The 20,130-nt window shown below is 60.5% G+C and carries 19 protein-coding genes; 8 read left to right on the plus strand and 11 right to left on the minus strand.

What is annotated here, in order from left to right; all coding sequences use genetic code 11:
• Positions 1 to 2: 2 nt before the first annotated feature.
• Genes J5M72_RS09995 through folE2 form a run of 3 tightly spaced genes read right to left on the minus strand, consistent with a single transcriptional unit; the run spans position 3 to position 2,430 of the window.
• Positions 3 to 869, minus strand: a complete 867-nt coding sequence (locus J5M72_RS09995) for a metal ABC transporter permease (RefSeq protein ID WP_169432538.1) — start codon at positions 867 to 869, stop codon at positions 3 to 5.
• Positions 869 to 1,537 carry an ATP-binding cassette domain-containing protein gene (locus J5M72_RS10000; protein ID WP_169432537.1) on the minus strand — a complete coding sequence of 223 codons (669 nt, stop codon included), beginning with the start codon at positions 1,535 to 1,537 and terminating at the stop codon, positions 869 to 871. Before J5M72_RS10000 ends, J5M72_RS09995 begins: the two co-directional genes overlap by 1 nt.
• Complete coding sequence (gene folE2 / locus J5M72_RS10005) at positions 1,534 to 2,430, minus strand: GTP cyclohydrolase FolE2 (RefSeq protein ID WP_207865372.1); 897 nt, start codon at positions 2,428 to 2,430, stop codon at positions 1,534 to 1,536. Before folE2 ends, J5M72_RS10000 begins: the two co-directional genes overlap by 4 nt.
• 84 nt (positions 2,431 to 2,514) lie before the next feature.
• Here folE2 and J5M72_RS10010 point away from each other — a divergent pair, with 84 nt between their 5' ends.
• Positions 2,515 to 3,714 (plus strand): N-acetylmuramoyl-L-alanine amidase, encoded by a 1,200-nt coding sequence (locus J5M72_RS10010; RefSeq protein ID WP_207865373.1) that lies wholly within the window; start codon positions 2,515 to 2,517, stop codon positions 3,712 to 3,714.
• Here the strand turns inward: J5M72_RS10010 and J5M72_RS10015 are convergent.
• Positions 3,711 to 4,085: a glutamine synthetase gene (locus J5M72_RS10015; protein WP_207865374.1), complete on the minus strand. Its 375-nt coding sequence runs from the start codon at positions 4,083 to 4,085 to the stop codon at positions 3,711 to 3,713. The two genes, J5M72_RS10010 and J5M72_RS10015, sit on opposite strands and share 4 nt — an antisense overlap.
• 218 nt (positions 4,086 to 4,303) lie before the next feature.
• Between J5M72_RS10015 and zigA the strand changes: the two genes are divergently transcribed.
• Together zigA and J5M72_RS10025 are read left to right on the plus strand one after the other, a co-directional pair.
• Entirely contained in the window at positions 4,304 to 5,509 is a 1,206-nt protein-coding gene (zigA, locus tag J5M72_RS10020) for a zinc metallochaperone GTPase ZigA (protein ID WP_207865448.1), read from the plus strand.
• Complete coding sequence (locus tag J5M72_RS10025) at positions 5,509 to 6,159, plus strand: DUF1826 domain-containing protein (RefSeq protein WP_207865375.1); 651 nt, start codon at positions 5,509 to 5,511, stop codon at positions 6,157 to 6,159. The genes zigA and J5M72_RS10025 overlap by 1 nt, the downstream gene beginning before the upstream one ends.
• A 4-nt stretch (positions 6,160 to 6,163) precedes the next feature.
• Here J5M72_RS10025 and J5M72_RS10030 read toward each other — a convergent pair whose 3' ends face one another.
• Positions 6,164 to 6,520, minus strand: a complete 357-nt coding sequence (locus tag J5M72_RS10030; protein WP_207865376.1) for an NADH:ubiquinone oxidoreductase — start codon at positions 6,518 to 6,520, stop codon at positions 6,164 to 6,166.
• 25 nt (positions 6,521 to 6,545) lie between these two features.
• Between J5M72_RS10030 and J5M72_RS10035 the strand changes: the two genes are divergently transcribed.
• Positions 6,546 to 7,517, plus strand: a complete 972-nt coding sequence (locus tag J5M72_RS10035; RefSeq protein WP_207865377.1) for a CobW-like GTP-binding protein — start codon at positions 6,546 to 6,548, stop codon at positions 7,515 to 7,517.
• Position 7,518: 1 nt separating this feature from the next.
• Here J5M72_RS10035 and J5M72_RS10040 read toward each other — a convergent pair whose 3' ends face one another.
• On the minus strand, positions 7,519 to 7,932 hold the full coding sequence (locus tag J5M72_RS10040; RefSeq protein WP_169432531.1) for a DUF3301 domain-containing protein: 414 nt from the start codon (positions 7,930 to 7,932) through the stop codon (positions 7,519 to 7,521).
• 117 nt (positions 7,933 to 8,049) lie between these two features.
• On the opposite strand from J5M72_RS10040, the gene pdxY reads away from it, so the two are divergent.
• Entirely contained in the window at positions 8,050 to 8,922 is an 873-nt protein-coding gene (gene pdxY / locus J5M72_RS10045) for a pyridoxal kinase PdxY (protein WP_169432530.1), read from the plus strand.
• A gap of 117 nt (positions 8,923 to 9,039) precedes the next feature.
• Here the strand turns inward: pdxY and J5M72_RS10050 are convergent, their stop codons facing one another.
• Positions 9,040 to 9,522 carry an acyl-CoA thioesterase gene (locus J5M72_RS10050; protein WP_003229693.1) on the minus strand — a complete coding sequence of 161 codons (483 nt, stop codon included), beginning with the start codon at positions 9,520 to 9,522 and terminating at the stop codon, positions 9,040 to 9,042.
• Positions 9,523 to 9,805: 283 nt separating this feature from the next.
• Between J5M72_RS10050 and J5M72_RS10055 the strand changes: the two genes are divergently transcribed.
• Complete coding sequence (locus tag J5M72_RS10055; protein WP_169432529.1) at positions 9,806 to 11,569, plus strand: cation:proton antiporter; 1,764 nt, start codon at positions 9,806 to 9,808, stop codon at positions 11,567 to 11,569.
• 21 nt (positions 11,570 to 11,590) lie between these two features.
• Here J5M72_RS10055 and J5M72_RS10060 read toward each other — a convergent pair whose 3' ends face one another.
• The 4 genes from J5M72_RS10060 to uvrD all read right to left on the minus strand — a co-directional run bounded on the left by J5M72_RS10060 (position 11,591) and on the right by uvrD (position 15,953).
• Positions 11,591 to 11,998 (minus strand): SMI1/KNR4 family protein, encoded by a 408-nt coding sequence (locus tag J5M72_RS10060; protein ID WP_007995855.1) that lies wholly within the window; start codon positions 11,996 to 11,998, stop codon positions 11,591 to 11,593.
• Between the two features lie 137 nt (positions 11,999 to 12,135).
• Complete coding sequence (locus tag J5M72_RS10065) at positions 12,136 to 13,011, minus strand: Tim44 domain-containing protein (protein ID WP_169432528.1); 876 nt, start codon at positions 13,009 to 13,011, stop codon at positions 12,136 to 12,138.
• Between the two features lie 175 nt (positions 13,012 to 13,186).
• A complete protein-coding gene (locus J5M72_RS10070) occupies positions 13,187 to 13,627 on the minus strand; it encodes an EamA family transporter (RefSeq protein WP_016984014.1) in 441 nt (146 codons plus the stop codon).
• A 142-nt stretch (positions 13,628 to 13,769) separates the two neighbouring features.
• Positions 13,770 to 15,953 carry a DNA helicase II gene (gene uvrD, locus J5M72_RS10075; RefSeq protein ID WP_207865378.1) on the minus strand — a complete coding sequence of 728 codons (2,184 nt, stop codon included), beginning with the start codon at positions 15,951 to 15,953 and terminating at the stop codon, positions 13,770 to 13,772.
• A gap of 259 nt (positions 15,954 to 16,212) precedes the next feature.
• On the opposite strand from uvrD, the gene J5M72_RS10080 reads away from it, so the two are divergent.
• Positions 16,213 to 19,086, plus strand: a complete 2,874-nt coding sequence (locus J5M72_RS10080) for a GGDEF domain-containing phosphodiesterase (RefSeq protein WP_207865379.1) — start codon at positions 16,213 to 16,215, stop codon at positions 19,084 to 19,086.
• A gap of 150 nt (positions 19,087 to 19,236) precedes the next feature.
• Complete coding sequence (gene hexR, locus J5M72_RS10085) at positions 19,237 to 20,103, plus strand: transcriptional regulator HexR (RefSeq protein ID WP_007954250.1); 867 nt, start codon at positions 19,237 to 19,239, stop codon at positions 20,101 to 20,103.
• Positions 20,104 to 20,130: the final 27 nt, after the last annotated feature.

Consider the following 20,130-nt stretch of genomic DNA (forward strand, 5'->3'; position numbering starts at 1 on the left):
CCTCATTGGGATGTGAGCAAGGGCGGGCGGCGCAGCAGGCCGTGAACCGGCCCGAGTACCACGGACAACAGGTAACCGATGCCTGCGACCAGCACGATGGCTGGACCGCTGGGCAGCGAGTAGTAGAACGACAGCAACAGGCCGAGCCACACCGACAGGCAACCGATGGCTGCGGCGATGGCGATCAGGATTGGCAGACGCCGGCTCCAGAAGCGTGAAGCGGCGGCGGGCAGCATCATCAGTCCGACCACCATCAGCGCGCCGATGGCCTGGAAGCCGATGACCAGGTTGAGCACCACCAGCGTCAGGAACACGCCGTGGGCGATCGGACCGAGTCGGCTGACGGTGCGCAGAAACAGTGGATCGAGGGTGTCGAGCAGAAGCGGGCGGTAGATCAGCGCCATGGCAATAAGGCTCAGCAGCGAAACGCCCAACATTCCGTTCAGGGTGGGACCGTCGACCGCCAGTGCCGAACCGAACAGCAAGTGCAGCAGGTCGAGCCGTTTGCCGGCGATGCCCAGAATCAGCACGCCGCTGGCCAGAGAGATCGGGTAGATCGCCGCGAGGCTGGCGTCTTCGCGCAGGCCGGTACGACGAGTGATCCATGCGGCGAGTCCTGCCATGCTCAGACCGGCGCCGAGGCCACCCAGGGTCAGCGCGGGGAGACTCAGGCCGGCAAACCAGAAGCCCAGCGCCGCACCGGGAAGGATGCCGTGGGCGACGGCGTCGCCGATCAGGCTCATGCGCCGCAGGATCAGGAACACGCCTAATGGAGCGGTGCTGCACGCCAGCAGCAAACCGCCGAGCAGTGCCCGGCGCATGAACACGAACTCGAGAAATGGTTGCCAGAAATGAGTGGCGCTGAGCATCAGGCGACCTGCACGTTGGGTGTTTGCTGAATCAGTTCGACACTGGGGCCGAACACGCAGCCGCTGTTTTTGATCAGCAGGGTTTGTGGAATGTGTTGGCGGACAGCGGCGAGGTCGTGGCCCACCATGACCAGCGTCCGACCTTGTGCATGCCAGGTGTGGAGGTGTTGCCAGAGCAATGCCTGACCGAACTCATCCAGTGCAGCATGGGGCTCGTCGAGCAGGAGCACCGGCGTGTCGGTCAGGCTCAAGCGAGCGAGCAGGGCACGTTGCAGTTCACCGCCGGAGAGTGCCATCAACGGGCGCTGTTCAAGGCCGCTCAAGTGCCAATCTTCAAGTGCCTGGGTGAGGCGTTGCGCTCGTAATTGCGTTGACAGTCGACGTCCCCAGAAACCGGCGGCAACCAGTTCCTGAAGGCTGATCGGGAACTGTCGATCCAGGTGCTGCTGTTGGGGGAGGAAAGACAAACCGCTTTGGCGAGGAACACCCAATGCGACGGCGCCGGCCAAAGGCCTTTGGAGTCCGGCGATGACTTTTAGCAGGCTGCTTTTACCGCTGCCGTTGACGCCGATGATGGCGGTCATGCTGCCGCTCTCCAGTTGAAGGCTCAGCGGCGGCGTGAGCGGTTGGCCGGGGGCACCCCAACTCAGAGACTGCAGGCGGATCATGCGGTCTCCCGTCGCCAGTGACTTTCAGCGACTGCATCGTGGGCGTGGAGGCTTTCGGCATGTATCACGCGCAGGTGGAACTCGCGGATGCCGGGTGAACGACGCAACGCCAGATTCAGGCGGCGAGCGGCGTCTTCGCAGAACATCAGGTTCTGGCCGTTGGCGAGGGCGAAGGCTTGTTCGTCGGCGCGTTTCACGGCAGTTTGCACCGCGGTGCCCAGGGCCGCTTCGGCGTCGTTGATTGCCGAGGTCAGTGGTAAACCATCAACAAATTCATCCAGGTGCAGATGCAGTTGTGCGGTGCTGCGTTGGCTGTGTGGGGTTGCGACGATCCCCTGAGTCGAGCCCAGCCAGGCCAGAACTTCGGCATGTTGCAACGGCTTGTTGGCGAAATCGTCGACGAATTGCTGCTGGATCAATTGCCTCGCCAGAGCGGCTGAGCAGGGGCATGTCGAGGAATAGGCCACCTCGATTTTCAGTTCCACGTGGAACACTGTGTTTTTCAGAGTGGCTGCAATAGTCACCGGATAGGTTTTCCATCCTGCCAATGGGCTGACCAATGCGGGTCTTCTGAGCAGCAAATCGGTATGGATATCCAAATAGGCGCTGTTGGCCAGGCCTTCATGGCTGTCGAGAAAACGCTGCAAAACCTGGTGCAGAAGTGCGGGGGTGAGGTTTTTTTGTTCCAGCCTTTCCAGCGCCAAATACAACCGTGACATGTGAATGCCACGGGCTTCGCCGTCATCGAGGCTGACGCCTGCATCGGCTTTTGCTGCCAGGCGTTGGCCTTCGATAAAGACAGGTAGAGCGATGCCACGCATTCCCACCCAATCAAGCGGCAAGGCTTGTCGGGCGGCTTGCGCGGCGATATCCGGCAGCGTCAGCGCATTCATGTTCAGTACCATCGTGTTGATTGAATTTGATGTTACATTATAACAATTCAAATCACGATGCCTTTTTCATGAACGGGCTTTCATATGCACAGACGCCATTTGCTTAACCTGATGTTGGCCAGCGCTGCGTTGGCTTTTCCATTCAGTGTCAGCGCCACACAAATTCGCAATGCACGCCTCTGGCGTTCGGATGACAAGCTTCGGCTGGTCTTTGATTTGAGCGGGCCGGTCAGCTACAAAACGTTCACGCTGAGTGCGCCGGATCGCCTGATCATTGATCTGAGTGGGGCCAGCTTGAGTGGTGATTTCAGTCAATTGGCGCTCAGCGAAACGGTTATTCGCAGCATCCGATCGGGGCATTTTGGTAAGGGCGATACCCGAATCGTTCTGGATTTGAGTGGTCCGGTTCAGCTCAATACCTTCCTGCTGGCGCCTCAGGATGGTCAGGGGCATCGCCTGGTTCTGGATCTTTTGAGCGCTTCAAAAGTCGCAGCCCCGAGCGTTCCACGTGAAACACCGGGAAAAACCAATCATCCAAAACGAGACATTATTGTCGTGGTCGACCCTGGCCATGGCGGCAAAGATCCCGGTGCAGTCGGTGCAAAAGGCGAGCGTGAGAAGGACGTTGTGCTTTCGATTTCCCAGTTGCTCGCGCGTCGCTTGAAGCGGGAGAAGGGCTTCGATGTGAAGCTTGTGCGCAATGACGATTTCTTCGTGCCGCTGCGCAAGCGGGTTGATATTGCCCGCCAGCACAAGGCCGACATGTTCATTTCTGTGCACGCGGATGCCGCGCCGCGCCTCACGGCTTCGGGAGCGTCTGTGTATTGCTTGTCTGAAGGTGGCGCGACTTCAGCCACTGCGCGCTTCATGGCTCAACGGGAAAACGGTGCGGATCTGCTCGGCGCAACCAGCCTGCTGAATCTCAAGGACAAGGATCCGATGCTCGCCGGAGTCATCCTCGATATGTCGATGAACGCCACGATCGCCGCCAGTTTGCAATTAGGCAGCACGGTACTGGGTAGCCTGGCGGGTATTACCACCCTGCATCAAAAACGTGTGGAACAAGCGGGATTTGCGGTGTTGAAGTCGCCCGATGTGCCATCGATTCTGGTGGAAACCGGGTTTATCTCCAACGTGCGGGACAGTCAGCGACTGGTCACGGCGCGACATCAGCAAGCGGTTGCTGACGGTCTTTTCGAGGGATTGCAGCGCTATTTCCAGAAAAACCCGCCGGCTGACAGCTACATCGCTTGGCAGCAGGAGCAGCAACAAGTGCGTGTCTAGCAGCCCGTGAGTCGGCTGCAGGTGAAGCTTCCGGTACTTCCGCCGGAGCTGGAAAAGCGGTTGATTGTTGTCCAGCCCACCCGGCGGTTGTAACCGACCCAGGCCTCGCCGTCGGAAGCAACCCCCGTGAAGAACGTCAACTGCCCGTAAATGCTGTTGGTTTGCGCCCAATATCGTTGGCCGATCTTCTCGAAACCCCGTAGGTAAATCGTCTTGCCGGCGGTGTTGACGCTATAGGCATTGCCATTGGCATCGACGCACGCCAGCAGGTTGGCGCTGCGCGTGCAGGTAGCGAGTCCCGGAACGTGTCCCCATGCATCGAGGGTCAGCAGGGCGAGACCAAAGAGTGAGCATTTCAGCGCAGTTTTCATGAGGCGACCCGACGGGGAAGAGCTAGCAGCTTCCAGTCCTTTGCCATTCTCGGCAAGAAGAATGTGGATTGCTGTTATTGTTATACTATAACATTAAAATCACTTCGGCTTTCCACGGGTTTGCCTTACCTGTGCCCGTGTCACTCGCTAAAGCCGAAGAACGCACGCCGCCAAGAGCATTTCCAGTGTTGCAGCAGCCGCCTGATGAGGTTTATCCAATGTCTAATCCGCTTCCCGTGACCGTTTTGTCCGGCTTTCTCGGCGCCGGAAAAAGTACACTTTTGAATTACGTACTACGTAACAGAGAGGATCTACGCGTGGCTGTCATAGTCAACGATATGAGCGAAATCAATATCGATGGCAGCGAAGTCCAGCGTGATGTCGACCTGAACCGCGCAGAAGAAAAGCTCGTGGAGATGAGCAACGGTTGTATCTGCTGTACGTTACGCGAAGACTTGCTGGAAGAAGTCGCCAAACTGGCCCGGGAAGGCCGCTTCGATTATCTGCTTATAGAATCCACCGGCATTTCCGAACCCCTGCCGATTGCCGAGACCTTCACCTTCCGCGACGAACAGGGCCAGAGCCTCGCTGACATCGCTCGCCTGGACACCATGGTCACTGTAGTCGACGGCCTGAATTTCCTGCCTGATTTCCAGGCCGCCGAAAGCCTGGCTTCCCGTGGCGAAATCCTCGGTGAAGAAGATGAGCGTTCGATCACCGATCTGTTGATCGAACAGATCGAGTTCGCCGACGTTCTGTTGATCAGCAAGATCGATCTGATCAGCAGCAGTGAGCGGGAAGAGCTGATGGCGATCCTCAAGCGGCTGAACGCTAACGCTGAAATCATCCCGATGGTGATGGGCGAAGTGCCGCTGGAGAAGATCCTCAACACTCACCGGTTCGATTTCGACAGGGCTGCAACGGCCCCGGGCTGGCTTCAGGAGTTGCGTGGCGAGCATGTGCCGGAAACCGATGAATACGGTATCGCCTCCACGGCCTACCGCGCGCGTCGCCCCTTTCATCCTCAGCGTTTTTTCGACTTCATCAATCAGACTTGGGTGAACGGCAAGCTGCTGCGATCAAAAGGGTTCTTCTGGCTCGCGAGCAAACCCACGGATGCCGGCAGTTGGTCCCAGGCGGGTGGCTTGATGCGCCACGGTTTCGCCGGGCGCTGGTGGCGTTTCGTGCCGAAGAATCAATGGCCACAGGATCAGGAAAGCACCGCTGCGATCATGGAAAACTGGACCGCGAACGTAGGAGACTGCCGCCAGGAGTTGGTGTTTATCGGCCAAAACATCGATTTCGCACAACTCAAGTCAGCTCTGGACGACTGTCTGCTGACCGATGCGGAGATGGCGCTCGGTGTCGAAGGCTGGCGATTGCTGGCCGATCCGTTCGGCCCCTGGCATGACGAGGCCGCATGATGTTTGCCCTCAAACCGCTGCAAAACGTGACGCGTGATCAAGTCCTTGGCCCAACCCCGCAAGCGCTGGCGAGCATTCTTGAAGATGAAATCAACCTCGCCATCTGGCAGCGGCAGCTACCGCTGCATGTCGCCGATTTTGCGAAATTATTGCTGTCACTCAATGAGCCCTACGCCGAAGCGTTGTGCCTGGAGCTACATGACGAGGACGTCGATCCAGACCTGACCGGGCTGGCCAGCGAATTCCGCGATCTGGAAGGCTACGAAGGTTTTATCGCCGACCTGAAATGGCTGGTCGGCGCCTTCGCCTGCCTGCTCGGCGCGCGGCGGATCGGCTTGCGGTTGCGTGTACTGGACAAGGCGATGTGCCCGCGATTTCACGTCGATCATGTGCCCGTGCGATTGATCACCACCTACGCCGGCGTCGGCAGCGAGTGGTTGAAGGAAGGGGAAATGGATCGCCAGCAACTGGGAAAACCACTGGCCGAGCCGCAGGAAAAATCGCGGATTCAGCAACTAGCCAGCGGCGAAGTGGCGTTGCTCAAAGGGGAGAAGTGGCACGGTAACGAAGGTTTCGGATTGATCCATCGCTCACCGCAACCGGCGCCGGGTGAACGGCGTCTGATGTTGACCCTCGACTGGCTGGGCTGACACCTCAAGGCTTGAGCCAGTTGCCCTGGCTCTGGCTTTCGCAGTACGGCTTCAAATAGGCCGAATCAGTGGCCACGCCGTAATAGTGGATATCCTGGCGATAAGGCATATTGGCGACTTGCGCGTTGCTGCACACGCCAAACGCCCCGGCAGGACATTGATCGACGTACTGCACGTCGACCTTTTGCCCCGCCAGCGTGGGTTGGCAGAAGCCGTCATTGAACAGTTTCTCCGGGATGTTGCGGTTCTGCTGGCAGACCTTCACGTCGAGGCGTTCTGCCTGGCTGTGCACCACACAGGCCTGGGCCAGCGCTTCGCCCGACACCAACGCCAACAGCAACGACCATCCCATCCACCGCATTCCCGACCTCCAGAAAACCTTGACCATGTTGCAGAACATTCCCACCCACGTCATTGCAGGTCCCTTGGGTGCCGGCAAGACCAGCCTGATTCGCCAGCTCATGGCGCAGCGACCGGCCGGCGAGCGCTGGGCGGTGCTGATCAACGAGTTTGGCCAGATCGGCCTCGACGCTGCGCTGTTGACCCGGGACGCCGATGGTATCGCACTGGGCGAAGTGGCCGGGGGCTGTTTGTGTTGCGTGAACGGTGCGCCGTTTCAGATCGGGCTGGGACGTTTATTGCGCAAGGCTCAGCCGGATCGCCTGTTCATCGAGCCTTCCGGATTAGGGCATCCGGCGCAGTTGCTGCAACAACTGAGCGAGGCACCATGGCAAGGCGTTCTCGCCGTTCAGCCCTGCGTTCTGGTGCTGGATGCCCAGGCCATGGCGGCGGACAAGATGCTACCGCCAGCGCAGCGGGAGGCGATCCCGAATGCCGGTTTGCTGATATTGAACAAAGCAGAAAATCTCGATGAATCCACGCGGGAGCGGATCGTTCGCCAGTTGCCACCGGTCAGGCTGATCTGGACGCAACAGGCATCGTTGCCCCTGAGCGAGTTGCCGGGTGTGACGGCTCAAGCGCAGGCGGGTGTGGATAAGTTGATGGTGCCCAAGGGGCTGGCGCAGATGCCGGCCGTCTGGAGCGATCCGGCTTCGCCGATTTGCCTGAGTCAGGCGCAGGAGGGCGGTTGGAGCATAGGCTGGCGCTGGCACCCAAGCCAGGTGTTTGACGTGATTCGCATCACTCGGTGGCTGGAATCCCGGGACTGGCGCCGGGCGAAGCTGGTTATCCACAGCCAGGATGGCTGGGAATCAGCCAATGCCCTGGATAACGCCAAACTGGATTGGCAGCCCAGCGAGTGGCGCAAGGACACTCGAATCGAGTTGATATTCGACCAGCCGCAGGTGATTGATGAGTTGCAGGCAGGACTGGCCGGTTGTCGGGTTCAAGCGGCCTGAGTCAAGGTTTCCACTTGGTGTGTTCCTGGCGCCACTGACTCAGTTCGATCACTTGCGCACTCGGCCTGGCCACTTCTACCACCGGCGGAGTGTCGTCGAACGGTGCGGGGTAGGGCGCCAGTTCGATCTGCGCGCTGTGCGGGCCGAACTGGGTGATGGTGCCGTTGTGACGGGTTTCGCCGGTCACGGTGAATTCGAAGTTGTAGACCCGGGCCAGACGTCGACGCCCACTGGCATCCTTGATGAGACCGATCTTCTTTAGCGCTACGTTACCGTCGAGCAGTTCGACGCCGACATTCGCACAATGCTGCTTGACCCGCTCCAGCGCCCGTTCACGCAGGCCGTGGTTGTGCCAAAGCCACGCGCCGGCAACGGCGAACAGCATCAACACGAAAATGTTTTCCAGGGTCAGCATCAACGAGAAACTCCAAAAGTTGGCATCAGCTTAACTGCGTCGCCGGTCTGTCGTACAGACTGCGTTTCGTCGCATACTGCGCGGCTTGAATTTCAATCGTTTTACGGAAAACCCCGAATGAAACGTACGCCTCATCTGCTCGCCATCCAGTCCCATGTGGTGTTCGGCCATGCCGGCAACAGCGCTGCGGTTTTTCCGATGCAGCGGGTCGGGGTCAATGTCTGGCCGCTCAACACTGTGCAGTTCTCCAATCACACTCAATACGGCCAGTGGGCCGGGGAAGTGCTGGCACCGCAGCGGATCCCGGAATTGGTTGAGGGGATCGCCGCCATTGGGGAATTGGGCAATTGCGATGCGGTGCTGTCCGGCTACCTCGGCAGCGCGGCGCAGGGCCGGGCGATTCTCAGTGGCATCGAGCGGATCAAGGCGGTCAATCCCAAGGCCCTGTATTTGTGCGACCCGGTGATGGGCCATCCGGAGAAGGGTTGCAGCGTGCCGGCTGAAGTCAGCGATTTCCTGCTCGACGAGGCTGCAGCGGTGGCGGACTTCATGTGCCCGAACCAGCTGGAGCTGGACAGCTTCTCCGGGCGCAAGCCACAGTCGCTGTTCGATTGCCTGGCGATGGCGCGCGGGTTGCTGGCGCGCGGGCCGAAAGCGGTGCTGGTCAAGCATCTGGATTACCCGGGGAAACCGGCGGATGGCTTCGAGATGCTGCTGGTTACCGCCGAGGGCAGTTGGCATCTGCGGCGTCCGCTGCTGGCGTTCCCGCGTCAGCCGGTCGGTGTGGGCGATCTGACGTCCGGCCTGTTCCTGGCGCGAGTGCTGCTCGGCGACAGTCTGGTAGCGGCGTTTGAATTCACTGCGGCAGCGGTGCATGAAGTGCTGCTGGAGACCCAGGCCTGCGCCAGCTATGAGCTGCAACTGGTGCGGGCGCAGGACCGGATCACCCATCCGCGCGTGAAGTTCGAGGCGACGGCGATCAGTCTGTAAGACCGCGTTGCCCCCATTCGCGAGCAAGCCCGCTTCCACAGGGGGAACGCATTCCAAATGTGGGAGCGGGCTTGCTCGCGAAAGCTATCTACAAAGCGCCAGAGATCGAAGGGCTGATCAGGCGTCGCCCTTGATTTCCTGATAGCGCTTTTCCAGCTCCTGGCGAATCTGCCGGCGCTGCTGGGCCTGCATGTAGCGACGTTTGTCTTCGCTGTTCTGTGGCTGCAGCGGCGGCACGGCAGCCGGTTTGCGCTGATCGTCCACCGCGACCATGGTGAAGAAGCAGCTGTTGGTGTGGCGCACCGAGCGCTCGCGGATGTTCTCGGTCACCACTTTGATGCCGACTTCCATCGAGGTGTTGCCGGTGTAATTGACGGACGCCAGGAAGGTCACCAGTTCGCCGACATGGATCGGCTCGCGGAAAATCACCTGATCCACCGACAGGGTCACCACGTAGCGGCCGGCGTAGCGGCTCGCGCAGGCGTAGGCCACTTCGTCGAGGTATTTGAGCAGGGTGCCGCCGTGGACATTGCCAGAGAAGTTGGCCATGTCGGGGGTCATCAGTACCGTCATCGACAGCTGGGCGTTTCCGGGTTCCATAACGTTCTCACGGGTCAAGGCAGGGTTGCTGGAAGATGCACCTCTGCGGGTGCCTGGTCGCTTTTCAAAACCACCGTTATCGGGACGCCGGGCAACGGGCCGCCGTCACGCCCTGATCGATCTGTTTCCATATATTGCACCGCCTTTCAGCCGGAAGTCGCGGTGTTACCCTGCAAAAGCCCACCCCAAGGGCGATTCCTACATCTAAAGCGGATTTTTACTCAGCTCGCCCAGGCGTTTTCAGACGCGTGCCGCGAGCGTCGTCATTCAAGGAGCCCACGCCATGCATGCCATCAGCTTTATTCAGGATCTGGCAGTGATCATGTTGGTCGCAGGCGTGGTGACCGTGCTGTTCCACCGTTTCAAGCAGCCGGTGGTGCTCGGCTACATCGTCGCCGGCTTCATCATTGGCCCGCATACCCCGCCGTTCGGCCTGATCCACGACGAAGAAACCATCAAGACCCTCGCCGAGCTGGGGGTGATTTTCCTGATGTTCTGCCTGGGCCTTGAGTTCAGCCTGCGCAAACTGTTCAAGGTCGGTGCCACGGCTTTTATCGCGGCATTCCTGGAAATCATCCTGATGATCTGGATCGGCTACGAAATCGGCCGCTGGTTCGACTGGAACACCATGGACTCGCTGTTCCTCGGCGCCATCCTGGCAATCTCCTCGACCACCATCATCGTCAAGGCGCTCAACGATCTGAAGATGAAAAACGAGCGCTTCGCCCAGTTGATCTTCGGTGTGCTGATCGTCGAGGACATTCTCGGCATCGGCATCATCGCCTTGCTGTCGAGCATCGCGGTCAGCGGCACGGTAAGTTCCGGCGAAGTGTTTTCCACGGTCGGCAAACTCTCGCTGTTCATGATCGTCGCGCTGGTCATCGGCATTCTGCTGGTACCGCGATTGCTGGCCTATGTGGCGAAGTTCGAAAGCAACGAGATGCTGCTGATTACCGTGCTCGGGCTGTGCTTTGGCTTCTGCCTGCTGGTGGTCAAGCTTGAGTACAGCATGGTGCTTGGCGCATTTTTGATCGGTGCGATCATGGCCGAGTCGCGACAATTGCTGAAGATCGAGCGCCTGATCGAGCCGGTTCGCGACCTGTTCAGCGCGATCTTCTTCGTCGCCATCGGCCTGATGCTTGATCCGATGATCCTTCTGCAATACGCGTGGCCGATTGCGGTAATTACTGTGGCCGTGGTGTTGGGCAAGATGTTGTCCTGCGGCCTCGGTGCTTTTATCGCCGGCAATGACGGACGCACCTCACTACGGGTCGGGATGGGGCTTTCGCAGATTGGCGAATTCTCCTTCATCATCGCCGCGCTGGGCATGACGCTGCAGGTGACCAGCAACTTCCTCTATCCGGTGGCCGTTGCGGTTTCGGTGATTACCACGTTACTGACGCCATACCTGATCCGCGCCGCCGATCCGCTGTCGATCAAGTTGTCCGCCGCCATGCCGCAGCGCCTTGGTCGAGTGTTCGGGATGTACGGGGAATGGCTGCGCAGCATTCAGCCGCAGGGTGAGGGTGCGATGCTGGCGTCGATGATCCGGCGGATTCTGCTGCAGGTCGGGGTCAATCTGGCGCTGGTGATTGCGATCTTTTTCGCCGGCGCGTTCTTTGCCGGGCGTCTCTCGACCTGGCTTCAGGACTGGATCAGCGATCCGAGCTGGCAGAAGGCGTTGATCTGGGGCGGGGCGTTGCTGCTATCGCTGCCGTTCCTGATTGCGGCTTATCGCAAGCTCAAGGCGCTTTCGATGCTGCTGGCGGAGATGGGCGTTAAGCCGGAGATGGCAGGGCGTCACACACAGCGAGTGCGTCGGGTGATCGCCGAAGTGATCCCGATCATCTCGCTGCTGGTGATTTTCCTGCTGCTGGCAGCCTTGTCGGCCAGTATCTTGCCGACCAACAAGTTGCTGGTGCTGGTCGCCGTGGTCGCGGCCGCCGTGGCGGCGCTGCTCTGGCGCTGGTTCATCCGGGTACACACGCGGATGCAGGTGGCCTTGCTGGAAACCCTCGACAATCACAAGGAATCGTCGGGGCATTGACCCGGCGTGGCGTCTGGCGGATCAGCTTTCCAGCCAGACGTCCCGTGCCCAGTGCCATACCGACTCCCAGGACTCTTCGGTGATCAGCTCTTCTTCGCCGGACCACAGCACCACGGTGCCGTCTTCTTCGACGCAGTAGTAGTTGTCGCCGTCCTGGCAGATCGGGATCAGGTCGCGTGGCACACCGGCGTCCCAGGCATTGGCCGCCACATCCGGCAGATAGGTGTGGGACTGCGGGTCGGTGACGGTCACAGGCTCCAGGCTGCCGTAAACCACGTCGCTGACGGTCAGCAGAAACTCTTTGAAGACGAACGGGATGTTGATGAAGAGTTCTTCTTCGACTTCCACCAGTTGGTCTTCGTCGGGCAACTCCAGGGGAACCGGTACGGGTTCGTTGGCTTCGCGCAGTTGTTCGATGATTTCTTCCACGTCCGGGATCCTCTTGCTTGAATGGCGCGGTTTATATGGGCCGGTTTATACAGTAGCTCGCTATAGATGCAACCGCGAAATAGAAAACCCCGGCCTGGGCCGGGGTTTTCATGACTGCATGCCTGACGCCGAAGGAATCAGCCGTTCTGGCGGATACCGGCGACCAGCCATGGCTGGTTGTCGCCCTGCGGACGCTCCATGTTCCAGCTTTCGCTGAACACTTCGCCCTGGTCGAAACGCGAGGTTTTCGACACGCCGCTGAAGGTCAGGGTCGCGATGGTCTTGTCCGCGCGATCATCGACGCCATCCAGTTGTACCTGAAGGTTGTCGATGTAGGTGGACTGGAAGCCGTCGCCCAGGTCCGCACGCTCGCGCTTGAGGAAGTCGAGCATTTGCGGGGTCACGAACTCGGCGATCTTGTCCATTTCGTTGGCATCCCAGTGCTGCTGCAGCGACTGGAAGTGGCTGCGGGCGGCTTCGAGGAAGCGCTGCTCGTTGAACCAGGCCGGAGCGTTGATCACCGGACGGGCGGCAGCCGGAGCGGCCGAGCCACCGAAGATCGAACCCATGGCGGCAGGTTTCTGCTCGAATACTTCACGCTGCATCGGCGCGCCGGCCGGAGCGAACTGCTCCTGCTGCTTGCGGCGACGAGCGGCGATGAAGCGGAAGATCACGAAGGCGATCACGGCCATGATCAGGATGTCGAAGATCTGCATGCCCTGGAAGCCGCCGCCCATGAACATGGAAGCGAGCAGGCCACCGGCGGCGATGCCGGCCAGAGGGCCGAGCCATTTCGAAGCGCCGCCAGCCTTGGCCGCAGCGCCTGCGGCACCGGCAGCACCAGCGGTCGCAGCGGCGCCGCCCATGCCTGGGGAAGAAGGAGCCATCTGGCTGGTCTGGTGCGTCGGCGCAGCGCCGGCGCTTTTGCCACCACCGAAGCGCTTGGCGTTGGCGTCGAGGCTCATCGTCAGGCCGATGCACAACGCCATGGCGATGCTAAGAAAACGTTTCATAAAGGGAATTCCCGTTTGTGGAGACACGCGCGCCATGTTGCACAGCTGAAGTGTCACTGGCTAGCGAGAGAGTGTTTCGGGCTTTTGCCTGACAGGTAACGTTCAGCTCAGTCGAGGCAATAAGGCCATGTACTTTTGTCTGTAGGAAAAGGATTTGGGTTCAGTGGGAAATTGATCAGCGTCGAAACGCCAACATCACCACGCCTGCGGTAATCAGACCGATGCCGCCCCATTGGCGCAGGTCGAGTTTCTCGCCCAGCAGGATCACGCCGAGTACCGCCACGAGCACCACGCTGAGTTTGTCCACCGGAGCGACCAGCGAGGCCGGCCCGACTTTCAATGCGCGGAAATAGCACAGCCACGAAGCCCCGGTACCCAGACCCGACAACAGCAGGAACAGGTAGCTTTTGGCAGAGATCGATCCCAGGGACTGATATTGGCCCGTGGCGTACAAAATCAAGGCCAGACTGACGAGTACCACGATGGTGCGCAATAGAGTGGCGAAGTCGGAATTGACGTTTTCGATGCCGACCTTGGCGAAGATCGCCGTCAATGCGGCGAAGGTGGCCGAGAGCAGGGCCCAGAATGTCCAGGAGGAAAAGAAGCCAGAGCCCATGCATGGTGTCCTGTCGGTAAGGGTTGCATAAATCCATGTGGGAGCGAGCCTGCTCGCGATGGCTGCACCGTGGTTTATCAGGTAAACCGCGGCGCTCCAATTCGCGAGCAGGCTCGCTCCCACAGAACAGCAGAACCGGCGTTTAGATCGCTTCCAGCTTTGCGTAACCCAGCATCAGCCACTTGCTGCCTTCGCTGAAGTTCACCTGCACTCGCGCTTGGGCGCCGGCGCCTTCGAAGTTGAGGATCACGCCGTCGCCGAAGATCGAGTGCCGCACGGCCTGGCCCAGACTCAGGCCGGTATCCGGGATCTCGCTGCCGCCGAACAGGTTGCTGCCGCTCATCGACTGGTTGCCGCCGAACGGTCGGCTGACGCTATTCGACAGGCGCACTTCCTGAATCAGGCCTTTCGGCACTTCCCGTACGAATCGCGACACCTTGTTGTAGGTTTCACTGCCGTACAGGCGTCGGGTTTCAGCGTAGGTCATCACCAGATTCTGCATCGCCCGGGTGATGCCGACATAGGCCAGGCGCCGCTCTTCCTCAAGACGTCCCGGTTCTTCCAGGCTCATCTTGTGCGGGAAAAGGCCTTCTTCCATGCCCACCAGGAACACATAAGGGAATTCCAGGCCCTTGGCGCTGTGCAGGGTCATCAACTGAATGCTGTCTTCGTGCTCGTCGGCCTGAGTGTCGCCGGCCTCCAGCGACGCGTGGCCGAGGAACGCCGCCAGTGGCGTCAGGTCTTCGTCTTCTTCGGTGTTCTCGAAGTTGCGCGCGGCACTCACCAGCTCCTCAAGGTTTTCTACCCGGGCCTGGCCCTTCTCGCCTTTTTCCGCTTCGTGGTAGGCGATCAGTCCGGATTGCTCGATGACGGTCTGGGTCATCAGGTGCAACGGCATCTCGGCGCACTTGGCGGCGAGGTTCTCGATCAGCTCGATAAACGCGCCGAGGGCGCCGGCTGCACGACCGGTCAGGCCTTTGTTGGCCACCAGTTGGCGCATGGCTTCCCACATCGACACATCGCTGTGGCGTGCATGTTCACGGATGGCTTCGACGGTCTTCTCGCCGATACCACGAGCCGGGACGTTGATGACCCGCTCCAGCGCCGCATCGTTGCCGCGACCCTCCAGCAAACGCAGGTAGGCCATGGCGTTCTTGATTTCCGCCCGCTCGAAGAAGCGCTGGCCGCCATAAATGCGGTACGGAATGCGTTCGCGCAGCAAGGCTTCTTCCAGAACGCGGGATTGGGCGTTGGAGCGGTAGAGAATCGCGATGTCGCTGCGAGCAAGGCCGGTTTTCAGCGCGCTTTCGATGGTTTCGACAACGTAGCGTGCTTCGTCGTGTTCGTTGAATGCGGCGTACAGATTGATCGCTTCGCCGTCGCCACCGTCGGTCCACAACTCTTTGCCCAGACGTCCGGTGTTGTTGGCGATCAAGGCGTTGGCGGCTTTCAGGATGCCGGCGGTGGAGCGGTAGTTTTGCTCCAGTCGAATGGTCTCGGAATCCGGGAAGTCGGAAGAATATTGGTGAATGTTCTCGATTTTCGCGCCGCGCCAGCCATAGATCGACTGGTCGTCGTCGCCGACCACCATCAGGCTGTCGCCGCCCTTGCCCAGCAGACGCAACCAGGCGTACTGCACGGCGTTGGTGTCCTGGAACTCGTCCACCAGAATGTGCCGGAAACGCTTCTGATAATGCGCGAGCAGGCCCGGATGGTCGCGCCACAGGTCGAGGGCACGCAATAACAGTTCGGAGAAGTCGATGACGCCGGCGCGCTGGCAGGCGGCCTCGTAGGCCTCATAGATGCCGCGCATGGTGGCCAGGTACAGATCGCCGCTGGCCTGAATGTGCTGCGGACGCAGACCTTCGTCTTTCTGCCCGTTGATGAACCACTGGGCCTGACGGGCCGGCCAGCGTTGTTCGTCTAGCCCCAGCTCGCGGATCACCCGTTTGACCAAGCGTTGCTGGTCGTCGCTGTCGAGAATCTGGAAGGTCTGGCTCAGCCCGGCTTCCTGCCAGTGCGCCCGCAACAGGCGGTGCGCCAGGCCGTGGAACGTGCCGACCCACATGCCGGCCGGGTTGATGCCCAGCAACTGCTCGATGCGGTGACGCATCTCGGCAGCGGCCTTATTGGTGAAGGTCACCGACAGGATCGAGTGGGGCGAGGCGTTCTCGACCTGGATCAACCAGGCGATACGGTGCACCAGCACTCGGGTTTTGCCGGAGCCGGCACCGGCCAGGACCAATTGACGACCAACGGGAGCCGCTACGGCCTGGCGTTGGGCATCGTTGAGGGAGTTCAGCAGAAGGGAGAGATCATCGCGCATCGGGGCATTCTAGGGTGCGCCGCAGGCCCGGGCAAACCGAGCTTTGCATTAGCCGATGAAAGTGCCGCCCGTGACGACCGGTCGGTCACCGGCTACAGGCGTTGGCCCGCCTGGCGTCGGGGCTTTGGAGGGCGACGGGCGACGGAAAAGTTTCGGTGAAATTATGATCTGGGGCAGTTTGGCAAGTGGTTCGGCTTGTGTATGCTCGGTCCACGTTTCCGGGCGCATGCTCACACCTATAAGAACAAGAACGTTGCCTATGACCCTCAGCTTCGACCTTTCGGGTCCCTCTGTGGAACCCCGGGTGATCCGCAAGCATTACGCCACCCAAATGGCGGTCGAGCGCACGCGCCTTCTTTATCAGGGTTCGCTGTTGCCCACTCTGTTCATGTTGATCAATGGTCTGGTCTGCGCCGGTCTGCTCTGGAGCCCGCAGCGTTACTTCGTGGTCAGCGTCTGGCTGGTGTGGCTGTTGTCGCTGGTGGCGTTGCGAGTGATTCAGGTCGCCGCGTTCGACTCGGCGATTCCCGATCGCCAGGCCCAGCCGATCTGGGGGCGGATGTTCCTGCTTGGCTCGACCATGACCGGCCTGACCCTGGCCGGCGCCGGCATCGCTTTGGTCCCCGCCGACAATTTCATGCAGCAGGCCTGGGTGTTCGGCCTGATTGGCGCCGCGACCCTGTCGGCCAGCGTGGCCTACGCCGTGAGCATTCCTGCGTTTCTTTCCTTTACCTTGCCATGCCTGCTGCCGGCCATCGGCTATCTGTTCTGGGGCGGTGACGAACTGGCGCGAGGCTGGGGCTGGCTCGGGCTGATCCTGCTCGGCTCGCTGAGCGTGGTGGCGTGGCAGGTCAATCGGTTGATTGATCGTGGGTTGCTGCGGCGCTTCCAGAATCAGCACCTGATCGAGCACCTGCAACAAACGCAAACCCGCAGCGAACAGCTCAATCAGGAGCTGGCCAAGGAAATCGAACAACGGCGCTGTGCCGAGGGCAAGCTGCGCGAAGCGCAGGTCGAGCTGGAAGACCGGGTCGCCCAGCGCAGCCGGGAACTGGACGTCGCCAACCAGGCCCTGAGCAAAAGTGAGGCGCGCCTGGCCCTGGCGTTGAAGGCCAGTGAGCTGGGGCTGTGGGACTGGAACCTGCAGACCGACGAAGTTCACCACACGCAGATTCAGGAATTGTTTGGCATTGACCCGGAATATGTCACCGGTTTGCTCAGACACCTGCGGCCGCGATTGCACCCGGAAGACGTGCCGCCACTCAAGCGAGCGCTGATCGAGCATTTGAAGGGGCGCACCGAGGATTATCAGATCGAGTACCGCGTGCGCCATGGTGACGGCCACTGGGTCTGGATCGAAGACCGTGGGCGCGCGGTGGAGCGCGACGACAGCGGACGGGTCATCCGCATGGTCGGCACCCGCCGCGACATCAGCGTCAGCAAAAGCCTGGAAGCCCAACAGCAACTGGCGGCGACGGTGTTCGAGGCCGCCAGCGAAGGCATCGTGATCCTCGACCCGAATTATTCGCTGATCGCCATCAATCAGGCCTTCAGCCGGGTCACCGGGTATGACATCGACGACATGCTCGGGCGCAACGTCGTCGAACTGCCGTGCAGCCGCGACGCCCGCCGGCATTACGTCGCCATCCGCCACGCGCTGGAGCAGCACGGCAGCTGGCAGGGCGAGCTGGTGGAGACCCGCAAGAACGGCGAGCTGTACCCGCAATGGCTGCAATTGAATGCGGTACGCGACAGTCGGGGAAATGTGAGCCATATCGTCGGCTTCTTCGCCGATCTGTCGGCTCGGCGCGAATCCGAAGAGCGTATGCGTTACCTGACCCATTACGACGAACTCACCGGCCTGGCCAATCGCTCGCTGTTCCGCGAACGTCTGCACGAAGCGCATCTGCGCGTGCGGCAGGGCGGACGCCGGAGTCTGGCGCTGCTGCACATCAACCTGGACCGCTTCAAACTGCTCAACGATAGTTTGGGCCATGAAATCGCTGACAAGTTGCTGCAAAAGATGTCACGACGTCTGGTCAGTGCCTTGCCGGAGGCTGACACCATCGCCCGGTTATCCGGTGATGAGTTCGCGGTGCTGTTCGACGCCTACGGTAACCTGTCGAGCCTGGCGCGGGTCGCCACGCGGCTGTCGACCAAGCTGCGGCTGCCGTTGACGGTGGAAGGGCATGAACTGGTGGTGAGTGCCTCGATGGGCATCAGCATGCTGCCGGACAACGCCCGGGAGATTTCCGCGCTGGTCAGCCAGTCGAACATGGCCATGCAACATGCCAAGCACCTGGGCGGCAACAACTTCCAGTTCTACACCGACAGCCTGCAGGCCAGCACGCTGGAGCGTCTGCAACTGGAAAACCAGCTGCGCAAAGCCATCGAGGACAAGCAGCTCAACGTCTTCTATCAACCGAAACTGTGTCTGGCGACCGGCCGCCTCAACGCGGCGGAAGCGCTGGTGCGCTGGGATCACCCGACCATGGGCCGGGTGCCGCCGGGGGATTTCATCGGCCTGGCCGAAGAGACGGGCCTGATCGGGCCGATCGGTGAATTCGTGCTGCGTCAGGCCTGTTGGCAGGCGTGCGAATGGCAGCGGCAGGGGCTGGCGCCGATCCGGGTTTCGGTAAACCTGTCGGTGCATCAGTTGCGCCAGGGCAAACTGGTCAGTCTGGTGCGTCAGGTGCTGGAGGAAACCGGCCTGGCGCCGCACTACCTCGAACTGGAACTGACCGAAAGCCAGCTGCTCGACAGCGTCGAACACATCATCGCCACGTTCCAGCAACTGCGGGATCTGGGGGTGAAGCTGGCGATCGACGATTTCGGCACCGGCTATTCATCGCTGAGCTATCTGAAGCGGATTCCGGTGGATTACGTGAAGATCGATCAGGCGTTCATTCGCGGGCTGGGGGAGGGCAGCGAAGATGCGGCGATCACCCGGGCGATCATTGCGATGGCTCACGGGCTGTCACTGAAAGTTGTCGCCGAAGGTGTCGAGCGATCCGAGCAGCTGGCGTTTCTGAAAACTGAAGGTTGCGACGAGGTGCAGGGCTATCTGATCAGTCGTCCGGTGGAGGCGGTCGGCCTTGCCGCGTTGCTGCGTGAACAGGAAAAACCGCTGTAAAGGGCTACATGCAGCGCATGTCGCCTGATCCGGGGCGATCCAGTTACGCATTGAGCAGGCAAAAAGCCAATTCATGTAGTATAACTACAAGCTTGCTACATCCCCGGCATCTGGCCAAAGCACATCTTTCCATAACAAGAGTCCAGCCCCTTGAATCTGCTGCAACACATCGCCCAGTCACGTCACCTGTTACGCAAGTCGGAGCTCAAGGTCGCCGACCACGTGCTGCTTGACCCTGCGGCAGTGATGCACAGTTCCATGGCCGATCTGGCCCACAGCGTCGGCATCAGCGAGCCGACCATCGTGCGCTTCTGTCGCGCCATCGGTTGTTCCGGTTTTCAGGATCTGAAACTCAAACTCGCGCAAAGCCTCGCGGCCGGCGCCAGTTTCGGTCAGTTCGCGATCCATGAGGACGACTCGGTCGCCGACTACAGCCTGAAGATTTTCGACACCACCCTGCACACCCTGATGGAGGTTCGCGAGAAGCTCGATCCGCTGGAGCTGCAACGCGCGGTGACGCTGATGTCCCAGGCCCAGCGCGTCGAGTTCTATGGTTTCGGTGCATCGGGCGCAGTAGCCGCGGATGCGCAGCACAAATTTTTCCGCCTGCTGCTGACCGCTGCGGCGTATTCCGACCCGCACATGCAGGCGATGTCGGCAGTGACGCTGAAGCCGACCGATGTGGCGATCTGTATCTCCCAGTCTGGCCGTTCCAAAGACCTGTTGATCACCGCCAACCTGGTTCGCGAAAGCGGGGCGTCGCTGATTACGTTGTGCCCGAGCCAGACGCCGCTGGCCGAGCTGTCGACCGTCAATCTTGCGATCGATGTACATGAAGACACCGAAATCTATACCCCGCTGACTTCGCGCATCGCCCACCTGGTGGTGATCGACGTGCTGGCCATGGGCGTGGCCATGGCGCGCGGGCCGAGCCTGGTCAACCACCTCAAGAGCGTCAAGCGCAGCCTGCGCAGCTTGCGGCTGTCACCCAAGTCGGTGAAAGCGCTGGATGACTGATGGTCATGGGGTGAAGGCAATCTTCAT

Source organism: Pseudomonas sp. 58(2021) (assembly GCF_017491585.1).
Lineage (GTDB): Bacteria > Pseudomonadota > Gammaproteobacteria > Pseudomonadales > Pseudomonadaceae > Aquipseudomonas > Aquipseudomonas fluorescens_BT.